Source organism: Pinibacter aurantiacus, assembly GCF_019130065.1.
Lineage (GTDB): Bacteria > Bacteroidota > Bacteroidia > Chitinophagales > Chitinophagaceae > Pinibacter > Pinibacter aurantiacus.
This window is the reverse complement of sequence record NZ_JAHSPG010000002.1, coordinates 538,740-554,731: the sequence shown is the minus strand read 5'-3', so window position 1 is coordinate 554,731 and position 15,992 is coordinate 538,740. Positions and strand designations below refer to the sequence as shown.

Sequence of the window (15,992 nt, the reverse complement as noted above, 5' to 3'; positions counted from 1 at the left end):
ACCGGCTAGGTAATTAATAATAAAATCACCGTCGAATTGAACAAAAGATTGACTGATTTTGTAATTTATTGAACCTTCTAAATAATTGTTTATTCTGTCAACCTGCTATTCACTTAGAATCACTCAGTTATTCAATAATTCACCAATTCAGTTATTATTTTCTGGCGTATTTTTGAGCATGCATCGTCCTTTGAAAAGTATAATTATTTCAACCCTCCTTTTGATCGTATCATGTACAAGTGCTTTGATAGGCTATTCCCAATCGAAAATTATAACGGGTTATATCAAAGATGGCCTGAGCGATGAACGCATTCCTTTTGCCTCGATTGATTTCATTAACGCAAAAGCCGGTAAACTGAGCGACTCTTCCGGAGCGTTCACTTTCTATTTTGATGCCTGGCCAACGGATACGTTAGAAGTTTCTTATGTAGGTTATAAAGATTACAAACTATTCCTGAGCCCAGAATATTTTCGCCAAAATGCAACGGGCGATACTCTTTTTCTTGTAGTGCCGCTTGACCGTGGCAAATATGAAACGGCAGTTATTGTAAAAAGAAAAATAGATCGTGGATTGTTAATGTGGAAACGGATCGTAAGACGAAAGCCTTACAACGACCGCTACAGATTTGACAATTATTCCTACGAATTGTACAACAAACTGGAACTTGATTTTAATCGCATCAACAAGGAAAGATTAAAAGAGATAAAACTGCTAAGACCTTTCGGATTTATTCTTGAAAATGCAGACACATCCAACGGAACTACTTTCCTCCCGGTATTTTTAACTGAAACCATTTCAGATTATTACGCTCAAAAAAGCCCTTTCAAAAGTCGCGAGATCATTAAAGCAAGTAAAACGCTGGGCGTAAAAAATGAAAGTATTACAAAGTTTCTGGGTGGTACGGATCAGAATGTAAACATCTATGCAAACTTCATCCCGGTTTTCGACAAACAGTTTGTAAGCCCCTTGTCAGACAATGGCGACGCTTACTACCGTTACAGGGTTTTGGATACGCAATATGTAAACAAACGTAGATTAATTCACCTTTCGTTCACCCCTAAGCGTCGTGGAGAAAATACTTTCGAAGGAGATTGCTGGGTGCATGACACCACGTTTGCGATTCAAAAAATGAATTTGTTTTTATCGAAAGACGCAAACATCAACTTTGTTGAAAAGCTAAGTCTTATCCAGGAATATACCATGGTCAACGATTCTTCGTGGTTCATTTCAAAAGATAAATTTGTAGTAGACATTGCCCCTATTGGTAAAACAAGGTTTGGCGTTATTGGAAGAAAAACAACGACCTATCGAAATCCCCAATTTGATCTTCCTACCATTTCAGATGCAATCAATCATAACAAGATAAAGCAGGAGGTGGTAATAGAGCCAGACGCCCGCGATCAGGCAGATTCGTTCTGGAAAGCCAACAGGCACGAGGAATTGAACAAGAATGAGAAAGCGATCTACTCTATGATCGATACATTGCAAAAAATGCCGCTGTTCCAAAAGTATACGAACACCATTTCATTTCTTGCAACAGGTTATAAGAGTATTGGCAACTGGGATATTGGCCCATGGTACAACTGGTTTACGTACAACAGTCTCGAAGGTTTCCGTATGCGTTTTGATTTGAGCACCAACTATGGTTTCAATAAAAATCTTTTGCTGCACGGCTACCTCGCTTACGGTTTCGGAGACCAGCAGTTTAAATACAAGGCTGATGCGATGTACATTTTTAAACGCAATCCGCGATTAAGTATATACGGTTCATATACAAAAGATCTGGAAAACGGTCAGATCAATTACGGAGAAATCAGTCCCGATAACATTTTTGCCATTGCTATTCGCAAGCCCGGCGTTCCACTTAAGTTCATGAAAGTGGAAGAATACAGGCTTGAAATGTTCAAAGAATGGACGAGTGGATTTTCTATAACGCCGACGGTCATCCGCAAAAGGTTTGATCCCGTTCTGAACCTTCCTCCCAAAAGTTTGTACGATGATGGTTCAGGAAATTCACTGAACAATTTTGAAGCGTCTATCATGTTCCGCTTTGCTTATCTTGAAAAGTTCCTGGAGAGCCATTTCTATCGTGTAAGTATGGGAAGCCCGTACCCTATTATTGAGTTTAAATATTCAAAAGGTATGTCGGGTGTTTTTGGTAGTAATTACGACTATCACAAGTTGTTTGGAAGTGTTTATGACTATATAAAAATTCCACCTTACGGAAGCATTTACTATAACTTCTTCGGCGGCAGAACTTACGGCACACTGCCTTACATGCTGCTGGATGTAGTGCCCGGAAACGAAATTTATTATTACAACAAATTTGCGTTCAGCTTGATGAACCGTTTCCAATACATCACGGACCGTTATGCCGGTGTGATATTCGAGCACAACTTCGGTAACGGATTATTCAGATTTATTCCTTTAACACGCAGACTTAAGTTCAGGCAGTTCTACAATTTTAAAATGATCAATGGTAATCTTAGCAAAGAAAACTATGATCTGAACTTTAACAACAGTTACAATACTTTTCAAAATCTCGGCGGCAAAACATATCTCGAGGTGGGAACCGGCGTCGATAACATTTTCAAATTCTTCCGTCTTGATCTTGTTTGGCGTGTGTTGCCAACCCCCTTGCCGGAAAATCACATTGAAAGATTTGGGGTGTTTGGAAGCTTCAGGCTGGGATTTTAGTGACTGAATAACTGAATAACTGAGCGTTCAAGTTCAGTTTTGCATTTTTCGCTCTGCAAGGCTTACAGCCTTGCAGTTTTATTTTATTGCCTCCGGCAATATTGTTATCATTAAAGACGATAGAATAGTGCTGCAATGCGACAAGCCTTGCAGAGCAGCTCCAGTTCGGTTTTGTGTTCTAACACTCGACTTCTCAGTTATTCAGTCATTCAGTTATTCAGCTATTTGCCTCTCCGGAAAAACAAAAAAGCTTAGGCTGTTACACCTAAGCTCTGCTAAGCAAGTAGTTTCCTTTTATTCTAACCCTAAGGCGTTGTAGTCTCTTCGTGCAGTGCGGAAGATGGATCTCCCAACTGACGAATGTCATTATTAAGATCTTCGAGTAACGTTATTTTTCTCATCAGTTGCTGACGCTGAAAATTAAAGGCGTGAAGCTTGGTTTCTTTGTCCGCCACCAATTGCAACAATTGCTGATTTTCATTGTGAAGCGATTCCAGCTTAACCTGTAATGCATCCAGGTTAATGGTACTGGTGCTTATTTTCATACCGCTCTCTGCTTCCGGTTCACCGGCTGATTTTGCTTTTCTTTTGCGAAGCTTTTCCATCTGATCTTTCAACTGCAAAATTTCAACATCTTTCTGTTTGATCAACTCGATAGTTTCCTCAAGCTGAGCTGCCGCTAGTTCTGCAGATTGCAATCTTGCCTGCTCTTTATGAAGTTTCAGATTTTCCAGCTGCGTAGTTTCAAGTTCCATTTCTGTATTCTCCAGTTCTCTAACAGTGGTTTCAAGCCTATCTGTAAGATCCTGGTATTTCTTCTCTTGCTTCTCCGATTCATCGAAATACTTCAACTTCCATTCGTCGGCCTCTGAAATGGCATACGGGGATTTGTTCTTTTTAGGAAGAACCGTATTTCGTCTCGATACAATAAAGAAATGGATGCAAAAGCCGAGTAGCACGGCGCAGAATTGGAAAAATATCATTTCCAATAATCCTAATGAAAGATGAATGGTAAGTAACATTTGTAACATAGTGTTCATACTCACGGGAATTTTAAATACCGTTTGGCATAAAAAATTGAATTCGATCTTTCAAAGGATTTGGGGGTATGGGTCAACAAAAAACCACCTTAAGGTGGTTTTCGTATGCGTAAAAATAAGGCTCAGCTTGCATATTAGCAAGTGATATGCGCTATTTCTTTAATCTTTTACCAGTGTTCCTACTTTTTCACCCATTACGACTTTCAATAAGTTTCCTGGTTTGTTGATGTCAAAAACAATGATTGGCAGGGAATTTTCCATGCAAAGGGTGAAAGCCGTCATATCCATAACCTTCAGATTTTTGGCAATACACTCGGCGAAAGTGATGGTTTCAAACTTTTTCGCATCTTTAACTTTCTCAGGATCAGCAGTATAGATACCGTCTACGCGGGTACCTTTCAAAATAACGTCCGCTTTGATCTCAATGGCTCGAAGAGATCCAGCCGTGTCCGTAGTAAAATATGGGTTACCGGTGCCGGCACCAAAAATTACCACTCTGTGCTTCTCCAAATGTCTCATCGCTCTTCTGCGAATGTATGGTTCAGCAATCTGTTCCATCTTTATAGCGCTTTGCAAACGCGTATAAATACCTTCTTTTTCCAAAGCAGCCTGTACCGCCATTCCGTTTATCACTGTCGCAAGCATACCCATATAGTCGCCATGCGCCCTTTCAATACCAGTTTCGGCCTCGTTCATCCCACGATAAATGTTGCCTCCACCTATCACAAGCGCTACTTCCACACCTATATCTGTTATTGTCTTAATTTCTCTCGCATATGCAGAAAGCATTGCGGGATCTAATCCAAAACTTTTGTCGCCCATCAAAGATTCGCCGGAGAGTTTGAGTAGAACTCGTTTGTATTTAGGTTGCATTTTGCGAAAATAGTATTTTATGGGAAATAGTTGATGGTTGTTAGTTCTTAGTTGATAGTTGATAGTTGCTGACCGTCCGTTGTTGACCACAGAGAAGTTGACGTAGAAATGACGAATGCCAAACATAAAACCAAACAACTAACAACCATAAACGAACAACTTAAAAGTTCTAACTTTCTTCCACTTAACACAACCTAATGAACAAACACTTTTTGAAAGCGATTGCCGCTTTTTTATTGCTTGTAATTGCCTCGACTTGCTTTGCACAAAAAAAATCATCTTTCAAAGTCATTGCTTTCTATACCGCAAAAAGCGATCTCGCGCACATCAGCTTTGTCCATGAAGCCAACAAATGGTTCCCTTCAATGGCCGCTAAGTATGGCTTTACTTACGAATCTACAAATGACTGGAGCAAATTAAATGACACTGTACTTGCGAAATATAATGTTGTCATCTTTCTTGATACAAGGCCTGAAGATTCCACACAAAGAGTGGCATTTGAAAAATATATGAAAAATGGGGGCGCATGGATGGGTTTCCATTTCTCCGCATTTGCGTTAACGCCATCCGCATTTCCGCAAAACTGGGACTGGTACCACAATGAGTTTCTTGGTTCAGGTTCTTACGTAAGCAATACATGGCATCCTACTTCTGCCATTGTTCGCGTGGAAGATAAAAAGCATCCTGTAATGAAAGGCATACCCGCTGTCTTTACCGCGCAGCCGAACGAATGGTACCGATGGTCAAACGATTTGAAAAAAAATCCTGACATTGATATTCTGATTGCTATTGATAGCAGCAGTTTTCCTTTAGGCACGGGCCCAAAGCCTCATGAAATATGGCACAGCGGCTATTACCCGATAGTGTGGACGAACAAGAAATACAAAATGGTATATATGAACATGGGCCACAACGATATGGACTATGATGGCGGCACAAACAAAGAACTTTCTTCTACGTTTGGAAATGAAATTCAGAACAGGCTTATTATAAATAGTTTGCTGTGGCTCGGGAGGAAGTAAGCACGCAGATGACACTGATTAAACTGATTTACACTGATCTTATGCGTGTTGGCTTAATTAAAGACCATCTAGCTAATGACACAATGGTTTGTTGTTGCATTTCAGTCAGAGAGCCTTAAGTATTCAACAATTATCCGTGCAAATCTGTCCAATCAGTGTCATCTGTGTGCCAATAATAGCAAAACAAAAAGGCTCCGAATTTCTTCGGAGCCTTTTTTATATATCGTGTTCGCGATTGGAATTATCCAAGAGCTACGCGTTTGAAAGAAATAACTTTCAGGTTGCTGTCAACACTTTTCAAATATTCGCTAACGCTTTTACCACCATCTTTTACGAATGGTTGAGCAAGCAATGTGCTTTCTTTGAAGTATGCGTTCAATTTACCTTCAGCGATCTTGTTGATCATTTCAGATGGTTTGCCGGCCATTTTAGGATCAGCAGCAACTTGTTCTGTAATGATTGCTTTTTCTCTTTCTACCACATCAGCAGGTACTGCATCCGGATCAACTGCTACAGGGTTCATCGCAGCGATTTGCATTGCTACGTCTTTACCAGCTTCAGCAGCTTCTTTGTTCATACCAACCAATACAGAAAGACGGTTTGCACCGTGGATGTAAGCAGATACGAAATCAGCATCAATTCTTTCGAATTTAGAGATACCGATTTTTTCACCGATACTAGCCAATTTATCGTTTACCATATCAGCAATTTTAGCACCGCCGATAGTTACGTTGTTCAATTCGTCAACAGACTTTACGTTGTTTTCGATCGCAGCATCCATGATGCTTTGAGCGAATGCTACGAAGTCAGCGTTTTTACTAACGAAGTCAGTTTCGCAGCTTACGCAAAGAGCGATACCTGTTTTGTTGTCTGCAGTTGTTTTAGCAAGAACAACACCTTCTTTTGCTTCGCGGTCGCCACGCAGAGCAGCAACTTTAGCACCTTTCTTACGCAACCAGTCGATAGCAGCTTCAAAATCACCGTTAGATTCTGTTAAAGCTTTACGACAATCCATCATACCCGCACCTGTTGCCTGGCGCAGTTTATTAATATCAGCAGCTGTAATTGTTGCAGTTGACATAACTTATTAATTTGAAAATGTGATAATTTGAAAATTTCCTGCCCGACTAAAGTCATTCAGGCGGGGAAAATGCGTCTTGTAAATCCGGATGCAAGTTGTGCATTTGTTGGCTTACAAAGCGACATTCTCAATTAAATAATCCTTAAAAGCTCCTCAATGAACTAAAGTATAAGTGTGCGACGCAACAAAAGACGATCAACGTACTTCGGCTGGGTAACACACTTATTTAATTTTATAGTAGCAGGTGTTTGCGAAAAACAAACACCTGTAACTTTTGTATCTATAGGGGCAAATACAGTGCGGAATTATCTTCCTGCAGGGCCACCTGTTCTGCGGCTAGCGCCACCTGGAACACGACGTTTTTGTTGTCCGCCGCCAGCACCACCAGGACCACCTTTACCACGACCACCACGGCCGCTTTCTGCTTCTGCTTCAGCTTGCAAACGGGCAGCTTTTCTTTCTGCTTCGTTATCTACTTCTTCAACATCTTCGTCTTTAGCAGCTTGTCTTTCCGCAAGACCTTCTGCGATAGCAGCAGCGATGTAGTTAGAAATGATTGCGATAGATTTAGTAGCATCGTCATTTGAAGGAATAGCAAAGTCAACTTTATTTGGATCGCAGTTTGTATCTACCATACCAAATGTAGTGATGCCAAGACGTTTAGCTTCAGCCAAAGCGATGTGCTCGTGTCCGATATCGATGATGAACAAAGCAGCTGGTACACGGCCCAATTGAGCGATACCACCTAATACTTTTTCCATTTTTTCTCTATCGCGGCTTAAAGTCAAACGCTCTTTTTTAGTGATGCTGTCCAAAGTACCGTCGTTCAACATTTTCTCAATGCTCTGCATTTTCTTAACGCTCTTACGAACAGTGTTGAAGTTTGTAAGCATACCACCTAACCAACGCTCAGTTACGAATGGCATGTTGATTTTCTTAGCGCATTCTGTAACGATTTCTTTCGCTTGCTTTTTTGTACCTACGAACATGATCTTTTTGCCGCTGCGTGCAATTTGTTTCATTGCTGCTGCTGCTTCCTGAAGGGCTTCAGTTGTTTTATTAAGATCAATGATGTGAATACCTTTCTTTTCAGCAAAGATGTAAGGCAACATCTTTGGATTCCACTTCTTTTTCAGGTGACCGAAGTGTACGCCTGCATCAAGAAGTTGCTGCTGTAAGGAAGTATTATTTTCCATTGTATTTATATAATTTGAAAATTTGAAAATTTGGAAAATTTGAAAATGTGGTTTGCGATTCTTTTGGCTTCGCTGTAAAATTGAAGGAGTGCTTCACTTACATATTGCCACATTTTCAAATTATCACATTGAATATTAACGTTTGCTGAATTGGTAGCTACGACGTGCTTTTTTACGACCTGGTTTTTTACGTTCAACACCACGAGGGTCACGTTTCAATAAACCAGCAGCTTTCAAAGCAGGACGGTATTCAGGGTTTACTTCGAGCAAAGCGCGGGCGATACCCAGTTTTGCTGCTTCTGCCTGACCTTTAACACCACCACCAGTTGCGTTGATTTTAACATCAAATTTATCAGCAGCTTCGATAGTTTTAAAAGGAAGTTCTACCTGGTTTTGCAGGTAAACCAAAGGAAAATATACTTTATAGTCTTTATCGTTTACTATGATTTTGCCTTCGCCTTTGCTAAGGAATACGCGTGTCACAGCTTCTTTACGACGACCTAATCCGATTTTTTGCTTTTCCATTTATGGGAAATTTGAAAATTTAAAATTTAGTTTGAATTGAGATTAGAATTTCAATTCTTTAGGTTGTTGTGCAGTGTGTGGATGTTGATCACCAGCGTACACAAATAATTTTTTCACCATTTTGCGGCCCAAACGGTTTTTAGGCAACATGCCTTTTACCGCTCTTTCAAGAAGCGCATCAGGACGACGTTTCAACAGATTTTTCGCTGTTTCTTCTTTTTTACCACCTGGGTAACCACTAAAGTTGATGTAAGTTTTGTCTTCCAGTTTGTTACCTGTGAAAACAACTTTATCAGCGTTGATGATGATTACGTAATCACCACAATCAACGTGAGGAGTGTAATACGCCTTGTTTTTGCCACGTAATACCGAAGCAATTCTAGCGCACATACGACCAACGGTTTGATTAGTACCGTCTACAACGAACCAATTGCGTTGTACAGTAGCCTCGTTCGCATGTTTGGTTGTGAAATGTAAATGACTCATTGTTTTGAAAATTTTTATCGGCGCTATCCCACCGAATTATTTTAAAATGGCTGCAAAGGTAGCCACAATGAGATCATTTTTCAAAGCTTTTGAGAAAGTATTTTTACAGACACGTTTACAACAAGCTGATTTTCAATAAAGATTTTTGCAATAAAAAATCATAGCCCTGTAAAAACCAGCAAAATCAGGCCTTTATTTCAGCAAAAATAGCCGGTTCAAGACTTTGGAGAGAAATTGATGGCCTCCTGAGAAGTTTTTCACGTTTGATTTTTGCTGAATTTCGGCAGCGGATTGTACAAAATTGTCGGGAACGAGTTCGTTGGAGCAATTTTCAACCATAGCATTAACTGTTTCCGAAGTTGCTTCGGGATGAAATTGTATGGCCGCCACATTTTCCCCCTGAGTAAAAAACTGGTTTTCGCAGGCTGGCGAGTTTATATGATTAATGCACCCCTCCGGCAGATCGAAGGTATCTCCGTGCCAGTGGAAGGTTGTAAACACTGTTTCTATATCTTTTCCCAGCCAAATATCCAGTCCTGGTTTTACAGAAACATCAAACCAGCCGATTTCTTTACCATTATTTGGATAAACATTTGCTCCCAACACAGAAGCAACTAATTGTGAGCCGAGGCAAATACCCAACACTTTTTTGCCTGCGCCTATGGCATATTTGATGAAAGTTTTTTCTGCCGCCATCCATTCGTATAATTCTTCTTCATACACACCCATTGGACCACCCATAACCACCAATCCATCAAAGTCACCCAGGGATGGAAATGTTGCCGATTCCCAAATTTTAGTGGTAGAAACTTCGATATTGTTTTCAGTCAGCCATTCTTGTATATAACCGATTTCTTCGAAAGGAACGTGCTGTATGTAGTGTATGCGCATTGAAGTTGTTTGTTGGTGGTTGTTAGTTGATAGAAGTAGACGTAAATTTAAACTACTCTTTTAATTTTTGGTTGTAAATGTTTGGTAGCCGGTAATCTGTTTCAGGTAGGTTAATGATGATTTCCCTATAAAAAAATAACAGAAAGAAGTTCTAACAACTATCAACTAACAACTAACAACTATTACTATTTTTACCGCCAGCATTTCTAGACTATGTATACCAACGAACAAACTAAAAGTCTTCAACAGGCAACCAAAGACTTATTGCAGCATCTGCAAGCCATTACAGCAAAGAATATTGAACAGTTAAGAAACGTTTTGCGCTTTCACGAATACAGATATTATATTGCCAATGATCCATTGGTTGCAGACTACGAATATGATCAATTATATAAGGCATTAGAAGAAACCGAAACAAAAGACCCGACGCTTATCACTCCGGATTCTCCCACGCAACGAGTAGCAAAAGGGCTTACTAAAGATTTCCCAACAGTACAGCATCTTGTTCCCATGCTTTCTTTGGAGAACTCCTATAATGCAGATGACCTGCTGGATTGGGATCGCAAAGCAAGGGAGATAGGTAAAACAGAGTTGATTGAATATTGCGTGGAGCCTAAGTTCGACGGTGCCAGTATCTCTCTTATTTATGAGAATGACTTGCTTGTGCGTGGCGCTACCCGAGGCGATGGTGTGGCCGGTGATGACATTACGACCAACATTAAACAGATCAAGTCGGTCCCCCTGGCTGCACGTTTTTCCGAATATGATATCCAGCAAATTGAGATTCGTGGTGAGGTGATGCTTACGAAAGCTAATTTCAAAACATACAATGACCAGCTTGCAGAAAATGGTTTACCTCCCCTGGCCAACCCGCGTAATGCTGCTGCGGGCTCACTGCGCATTAAAGACCCGGGTGAAGTAAGAAGAAGAAAACTTGAAGCCTTTCTATATAATGTAAGCTACTACACAAGAGGCAGGGAGCACAACGAAAAAAATGATCCTTTAAATACACACAGCGGCTCTCTTGAAATGCTTTGGAACCTTGGCTTCAGAAGTCCTAACAAGGAAAAAAAGATATTTAAAGGCATCCAGGGTGTAATAGATTATTGCCGCGAGTTTGAAAGTAAGCGTGATGACCTTCCTTATGAAGTGGATGGCATGGTAATAAAGGTGAATGAGATTGACCTGCAGGAAAAATTGGGCATGACCACACATCACCCACGTTGGGCGATTGCTTTTAAGTTTAAAGCAAGACAAGCCACTACGAAGCTTCGTGGCGTTGAGTTCCAGGTGGGTAGAACCGGGGCGGTTACTCCTGTCGCCAAGCTTGATCCCGTTGCTATTGGCGGTGTTACTGTTTCCAGCATCTCTATCCATAATGAAGATTATATAAAAGAGAAGGACCTTAAAATAGGCGATAGTGTTCTTATCGAAAGGGCTGGCGACGTAATTCCACAAATTGTAAAATCGCTGGCAGAGCTACGCAAGGGCGATGAAAAGACAATTCATTTTCCCAAAACCTGTCCTGTCTGCCATTCAACGCTTACAAAGGAAGAGGGTGAAGCAGTTTGGCGTTGTATAAATATCGAATGTCCGGCACAGGTTGTGGAAAGAATCATACACTTTGTAAGTAAGGATGCCATGGACATCAGGAGTCTAGGAGAATCGAATGTGCGTAAGTTCTATGAGTTGGGCTTCTTAAAGGATATTCCTTCGATTTATAATTTGCCCTTTGATAAGATAAGGCAAATGGAAGGCTTTGGCGAAAAATCCATTACCAATCTTCAGTTTGCAATAGAAACATCCAAAACACAACCACTACACCGTCTTATAACCGCATTGGGTATACGGTATGTTGGCGAAACTACAGCGAAGGCATTGGCGATGCACTCAACTTATTTACCGGCGCTACAGGACAAATCAATTGAGGACCTGCAACAAATGGAGGACGTGGGAATAAAAGTTGCTACGAGTATATATCATTTCTTTCACAATGAAGATAATCTTAAGATGCTTCGTGAGCTGGAACAGGCAGGTGTTAACTTACATAACACAAAAAAGAAAGAAATTATTGAAGGCAACCTTAATTCGCAAACCTTTTTGTTTACAGGAACGTTAATAAAGTTGAAAAGAAGCGAAGCGGAAGAAATGGTTGAAAAGAACGGTGGCAAAATCCTGAGTGGTGTAAGTAGCAAGCTGAATTATTTGGTCGTTGGCGAGGACGCCGGATCAAAATTGGAAAAAGCTAAGAAAATACCCTCTGTTCATATAATCACCGAAGATGAGTTTTTGACCCTTTTGACAACTAAATAAATTCTACATTTCTCAATTTTGTTGTCATTTTTTAACTTAAAAAAACCTCGGAGATGATTAAGTTACTTTCCGGAGAGGAATGGAAGCCCCTACAGTTTACGGGCTGGAAATTGCTGCGCAGAAAATATGCGCTTTCCTCTCACGGCCGCATTGCTAGCTATACAGATAAGTTGCAGGAAGATGGTAAAATACTTACCGGGTCCTTAACAACAGGGTATAAGACGCTTAATTTACATCGACCGGATAGTAATGGCACATTGTATGTGCATAGGGAACTTGCAAAGCTTTTTATGAAGAAGCCTTCGCCGAAGCATAAATATGTGATACATGTGAACCATAACAAAACTGATAATTCCATTAAAAATCTTGCCTGGGCTACTCTCGATGAGATGATAGAGCACCAGCAAAAGAGCCCTGCCAAGCTTGCCTACAAGAAGGTGCAGGCTAACAGAACCAACGGCCTTAAACTAAACGCTACACAAGTACGAAGTATTAAAACCATTCTTGCCAGCAAAAACAGAAAGCTTACCATTAAACAACTTGCCGACAAATATGGTGTTACCGAAATGACGCTATACAGGATCAAGAGTGGTGAGAATTGGGCGAGAATATAATTTGAAAATTTGAAGATGTGGTAATTTGAAAATGGGTTTCCTTTTCGAATTACCACATTTTTTTTGGCCATACACAAGCGAAATATGTAAAAGAATTTCACACTACCAGAATTTTCAAATTTTCAAATTTCCTGCCATCACTAATTGTCTATAAATTCAGAGGCCTGACTTTTTTTGACAACAACTCCGACCTCCGGCATTTTCAAATTTTCAAATCTTCAAATTTTCAAATTAACTTCGGTTCATGCTTTCAGAAAACACACTCTCCTTTTTAAAGAAACTACAGAAGAATAATAACAAGGAATGGTTTGACAAGAATCGTGCTTTGTATGATGAGGCGAAACAGGATTTTGAAAACCTCGTGGAGCAGTTGATTACTATGATCGGTAAAGATGAAGAGGAAATTTCATTGCTTAAGCCAAAGGATTGTACGTTCCGTATTAACAGGGATATCAGGTTTTCGAAAGACAAGACTCCATACAAAACCAATATGGGCGCTTATATAGTGAGGGGCGGAAAAAAATCTGTGTATGCAGGTTACTATTTTCATTGCGAGCCGGGCAAAAGTTTTGTTGGCGGCGGTTTGTGGATGCCTCAACCGGCGGAATTAAAAAAAGTTCGTCAGGAAATTGATTACTGCTGGGATGAATTCAAAAGCATTGTACAAAACAAAAAGTTCAAAAGCGTTTATGGCGATCTGAGCCGCGATGCGGAATATACACTTGCCAAAGTGCCACGCGATTATGATAAAGACAATCCGGCAGCAGAATTTCTGAAACTAAAAAGCCTTGTTGGTTTGCACAACGTTGCAGATAACGACGTCACTTCCAAAGCATTGGTAAAAAAACTGGGCGACGCTTTTACTACACTCAAGCCTGTGATTGACTTTATTAACCGTAGTCTTGAATAATTAATATAGCTATAACTTTTAAAAAGTTTAATAATCCCCTATTTTTGTAGGCCAAACATATAATGAGCGGAAGAAAACACATACAATTATGGAATACGCGAAACATCGTTTCAGCGGTTTTCATGCTGCTCGTGCTTAGCTTTCTTACGGTCAGCAACTCTTTCCTTTACGGCACCAAAATGGCGGTGAAGTCAAAAATTGCGCAGGGTTCCGGTGCAAATCAAACCACCAAAAAAGCAGACCGCCCCTTGCCCAATACAGAAGAAGAAAAGGCACACCAGTCCTCGGTTTCCAACAGCATGAATGAGGAATATCTTCACGAAAATCATTTTGTAGTTAATACAAATATCGAATCAAATCAGTCCCATCACGGACATCTTTATCTTTTTTATATCGGAAAAAATTACGCTCAACTGCACGCACAGCCTCCCGATTTAGCTTAGTCTCTTCAATCATCTTACCGGATCAATCTCTTTACTGATTGCGCATGTTTGCCTGCTATTGAAAATGGTACAGTAGAGACAATGCATGCATTGTCTCTACGGATCGCTGACTTAAATGCTGTCCGTTGCCATGTTCAATTGCTTAAAACGTGGTTCATTATTCATGGGTGTGCTTACCTCTGATGCCAATCAGTGAGGGGTTATCCGGCTGCATATACACATACATACTTTACTATTTTAACTTGTTTATTATGACTTCGAAAAAAGGTATTTTCAGCTTTTTTCCTTCGGATTTTGCGTCCTCCATCGTGATCTTTTTAGTGGCTTTGCCATTGTGTTTGGGAATTGCATTAGGCTCTAATGCCCCATTATTTTCAGGCCTTATTGCCGGCATTGCAGGTGGTATTGTGGTTGGTATTTTCAGCGGTTCGCAACTTAGCGTGAGCGGTCCGGCCGCAGGCCTCACCGCCATTGTAGCTGCTGCCATTGGCAAACTACCCGCGTTTGATGTATTCCTCGTTTCTGTAGTGATCGCCGGTTTGTTCCAGTTAGTGTTCGGCTTCTTAAAAGCAGGTTTCCTTGGGGATTATATTCCATCTTCTGTAATTAAAGGAATGCTCGCGGCTATTGGTATCATCCTTATTTTAAAACAAATTCCTCACCTGGTGGGCTACCATGCAGATTTCGAAGGTGACGAAGCATTTAAACAGGCAGATGGTAAAAACACCTTTTCTGAAATCATCATGTCGTCAAAATGGTTTCTACCAGTGGCTTTAGGAATAGGTGCGCTGTCGCTCTTAATACAAATTGTATGGGACAATGTGTTCGCAAAAAAATCAAAAGTGCTAAAACTTATTCCTTCGGCTTTGATTGTAGTGTTTGTGGGAACTGCCATTAACGAGCTGTTCCTCAAATATTCGCCAGGCTATGCGTTAGCCAGCAAAAACCTTGTGAACATTCCGGTAGCAGCCAGCGCAGATGCGTTTTTCTCATTCTTTTCTTTTCCAAATTTTTCTTACCTGACCAGTTTTGAAGTATGGAAAACCGCTGCCACTCTGGCTATTGTGGCAAGCCTCGAAACCTTATTAAATCTTGAAGCGACCGATAAAGTAGATCCATTGAAGAGGGTGTCGCCGCCCAATAGAGAACTAAAAGCACAAGGACTGGGCAATATTGTATCGGGCCTGTTGGGCGGTCTTCCCGTTACTTCGGTAATTGTGCGTTCGTCGGCAAACGTAAATGCAGGTGGTAAAACAAAACTGGCCACTATTATGCATGGTTTGTTGTTGTTGTCTTGTGTTGCCTTTATACCTGGCATTTTGAACAAAATTCCTTTGCCTGCTTTGGCCGGTGTTCTGGTGTATACGGGCTTTAAACTGGCAAAGCCTTCTATCTTCAAGGCACTTTTCCAAAAAGGCTGGGATCAGTTTTTACCATTTGTTATCACTATCGTTGCGATCCTCCTGACAGATCTTTTGATCGGCATCCTGGTAGGTTGTTTGGTAGGCTTTGTATTTGTTTTAAGAAGCAATTTCAAATCTGCCGTATTCGTGGTGAACGACGATAACAAATATCTCTTCCGCCTTAGAAAAGATGTTTCTTTCCTCAACAAACCAATTATAAAAAGCAAGCTGGAACTGGTTCCTGAAAATTCTTTCGTCTTGATCGACGCCACAAGAGCCGACTTTATCGATAAAGAAATTATCGAGGTAATTGAAGACTTTATGAAGCATGCAAAATTGAAAAACATAAGAGTGGAACTAAAAAGAAGCCAGTATAAAACGCAAGGTTTTGAACCGGTACAAACAACGGTGTTTGTGTCAAAACAAACAGTGGAATTAGTGCATTAATACAATTAATAATTAATAAAGAATAATTAATAGGTGTGGCCTTTTGGTTG

Annotated in this window: 14 protein-coding genes; 7 read left to right on the top strand and 7 right to left on the bottom strand. The window is 40.4% G+C overall.

Annotated elements, in window-relative coordinates; translation table 11 throughout:
* The first annotated feature begins 220 nt into the window (after positions 1-220).
* Positions 221-2,698 (top strand): DUF5686 family protein, encoded by a 2,478-nt coding sequence (locus KTO63_RS05695; protein ID WP_232373034.1) that lies wholly within the window; start codon positions 221-223, stop codon positions 2,696-2,698.
* Between the two features lie 305 nt (positions 2,699-3,003).
* On the opposite strand, the gene KTO63_RS05690 is transcribed toward KTO63_RS05695, so the two are convergent.
* Together KTO63_RS05690 and pyrH are read right to left on the bottom strand one after the other, a co-directional pair.
* A complete protein-coding gene (locus KTO63_RS05690; RefSeq protein ID WP_217790262.1) occupies positions 3,004-3,738 on the bottom strand; it encodes a hypothetical protein in 735 nt (244 codons plus the stop codon).
* 159 nt (positions 3,739-3,897) lie between these two features.
* Entirely contained in the window at positions 3,898-4,611 is a 714-nt protein-coding gene (pyrH, locus tag KTO63_RS05685) for a UMP kinase (RefSeq protein WP_217790261.1), read from the bottom strand.
* Between the two features lie 197 nt (positions 4,612-4,808).
* On the opposite strand from pyrH, the gene KTO63_RS05680 reads away from it, so the two are divergent.
* Positions 4,809-5,633 (top strand): ThuA domain-containing protein, encoded by an 825-nt coding sequence (locus KTO63_RS05680; protein ID WP_217790260.1) that lies wholly within the window; start codon positions 4,809-4,811, stop codon positions 5,631-5,633.
* 241 nt (positions 5,634-5,874) lie between these two features.
* On the opposite strand, the gene tsf is transcribed toward KTO63_RS05680, so the two are convergent.
* From tsf to KTO63_RS05655, 5 genes are all read right to left on the bottom strand, one after another.
* On the bottom strand, positions 5,875-6,714 hold the full coding sequence (gene tsf, locus KTO63_RS05675) for a translation elongation factor Ts (RefSeq protein ID WP_217790259.1): 840 nt from the start codon (positions 6,712-6,714) through the stop codon (positions 5,875-5,877).
* A 305-nt stretch (positions 6,715-7,019) separates the two neighbouring features.
* Complete coding sequence (rpsB, locus tag KTO63_RS05670) at positions 7,020-7,910, bottom strand: 30S ribosomal protein S2 (protein WP_217790258.1); 891 nt, start codon at positions 7,908-7,910, stop codon at positions 7,020-7,022.
* A 135-nt stretch (positions 7,911-8,045) separates the two neighbouring features.
* Positions 8,046-8,435, bottom strand: coding sequence for a 30S ribosomal protein S9 (gene rpsI, locus KTO63_RS05665; RefSeq protein ID WP_217790257.1), 390 nt, complete (start codon positions 8,433-8,435; stop codon positions 8,046-8,048).
* Between the two features lie 42 nt (positions 8,436-8,477).
* Positions 8,478-8,921, bottom strand: coding sequence for a 50S ribosomal protein L13 (gene rplM / locus KTO63_RS05660; RefSeq protein WP_217790256.1), 444 nt, complete (start codon positions 8,919-8,921; stop codon positions 8,478-8,480).
* A gap of 192 nt (positions 8,922-9,113) precedes the next feature.
* Positions 9,114-9,812: a type 1 glutamine amidotransferase gene (locus tag KTO63_RS05655; RefSeq protein ID WP_217790255.1), complete on the bottom strand. Its 699-nt coding sequence runs from the start codon at positions 9,810-9,812 to the stop codon at positions 9,114-9,116.
* A 213-nt stretch (positions 9,813-10,025) separates the two neighbouring features.
* On the opposite strand from KTO63_RS05655, the gene ligA reads away from it, so the two are divergent.
* From ligA to KTO63_RS05630, 5 genes are all read left to right on the top strand, one after another.
* A complete protein-coding gene (gene ligA / locus KTO63_RS05650) occupies positions 10,026-12,125 on the top strand; it encodes an NAD-dependent DNA ligase LigA (protein WP_217790254.1) in 2,100 nt (699 codons plus the stop codon).
* Positions 12,126-12,178: 53 nt separating this feature from the next.
* Positions 12,179-12,739, top strand: a complete 561-nt coding sequence (locus KTO63_RS05645; RefSeq protein WP_217790253.1) for an NUMOD4 domain-containing protein — start codon at positions 12,179-12,181, stop codon at positions 12,737-12,739.
* Between the two features lie 244 nt (positions 12,740-12,983).
* Positions 12,984-13,649: a DUF2461 domain-containing protein gene (locus tag KTO63_RS05640; RefSeq protein WP_217790252.1), complete on the top strand. Its 666-nt coding sequence runs from the start codon at positions 12,984-12,986 to the stop codon at positions 13,647-13,649.
* A 62-nt stretch (positions 13,650-13,711) separates the two neighbouring features.
* Positions 13,712-14,092: a hypothetical protein gene (locus KTO63_RS05635; RefSeq protein WP_217790251.1), complete on the top strand. Its 381-nt coding sequence runs from the start codon at positions 13,712-13,714 to the stop codon at positions 14,090-14,092.
* A 251-nt stretch (positions 14,093-14,343) separates the two neighbouring features.
* On the top strand, positions 14,344-15,942 hold the full coding sequence (locus KTO63_RS05630; protein ID WP_217790250.1) for a SulP family inorganic anion transporter: 1,599 nt from the start codon (positions 14,344-14,346) through the stop codon (positions 15,940-15,942).
* Positions 15,943-15,992 lie beyond the last annotated feature (50 nt).

Coding starts and splice junctions, on each gene's coding strand:
- KTO63_RS05690 (WP_217790262.1), bottom strand. CDS start 3,738: ATGAACACTATGTTACAAATGTTACTTACCATTCATCTTTCATTAGGA.
- pyrH (WP_217790261.1), bottom strand. CDS start 4,611: ATGCAACCTAAATACAAACGAGTTCTACTCAAACTCTCCGGCGAATCT.
- KTO63_RS05680 (WP_217790260.1), top strand. CDS start 4,809: ATGAACAAACACTTTTTGAAAGCGATTGCCGCTTTTTTATTGCTTGTA.
- tsf (WP_217790259.1), bottom strand. CDS start 6,714: ATGTCAACTGCAACAATTACAGCTGCTGATATTAATAAACTGCGCCAG.
- rpsB (WP_217790258.1), bottom strand. CDS start 7,910: ATGGAAAATAATACTTCCTTACAGCAGCAACTTCTTGATGCAGGCGTA.
- rpsI (WP_217790257.1), bottom strand. CDS start 8,435: ATGGAAAAGCAAAAAATCGGATTAGGTCGTCGTAAAGAAGCTGTGACA.
- rplM (WP_217790256.1), bottom strand. CDS start 8,921: ATGAGTCATTTACATTTCACAACCAAACATGCGAACGAGGCTACTGTA.
- KTO63_RS05655 (WP_217790255.1), bottom strand. CDS start 9,812: ATGCGCATACACTACATACAGCACGTTCCTTTCGAAGAAATCGGTTAT.
- ligA (WP_217790254.1), top strand. CDS start 10,026: ATGTATACCAACGAACAAACTAAAAGTCTTCAACAGGCAACCAAAGAC.
- KTO63_RS05645 (WP_217790253.1), top strand. CDS start 12,179: ATGATTAAGTTACTTTCCGGAGAGGAATGGAAGCCCCTACAGTTTACG.
- KTO63_RS05640 (WP_217790252.1), top strand. CDS start 12,984: ATGCTTTCAGAAAACACACTCTCCTTTTTAAAGAAACTACAGAAGAAT.
- KTO63_RS05635 (WP_217790251.1), top strand. CDS start 13,712: ATGAGCGGAAGAAAACACATACAATTATGGAATACGCGAAACATCGTT.
- KTO63_RS05630 (WP_217790250.1), top strand. CDS start 14,344: ATGACTTCGAAAAAAGGTATTTTCAGCTTTTTTCCTTCGGATTTTGCG.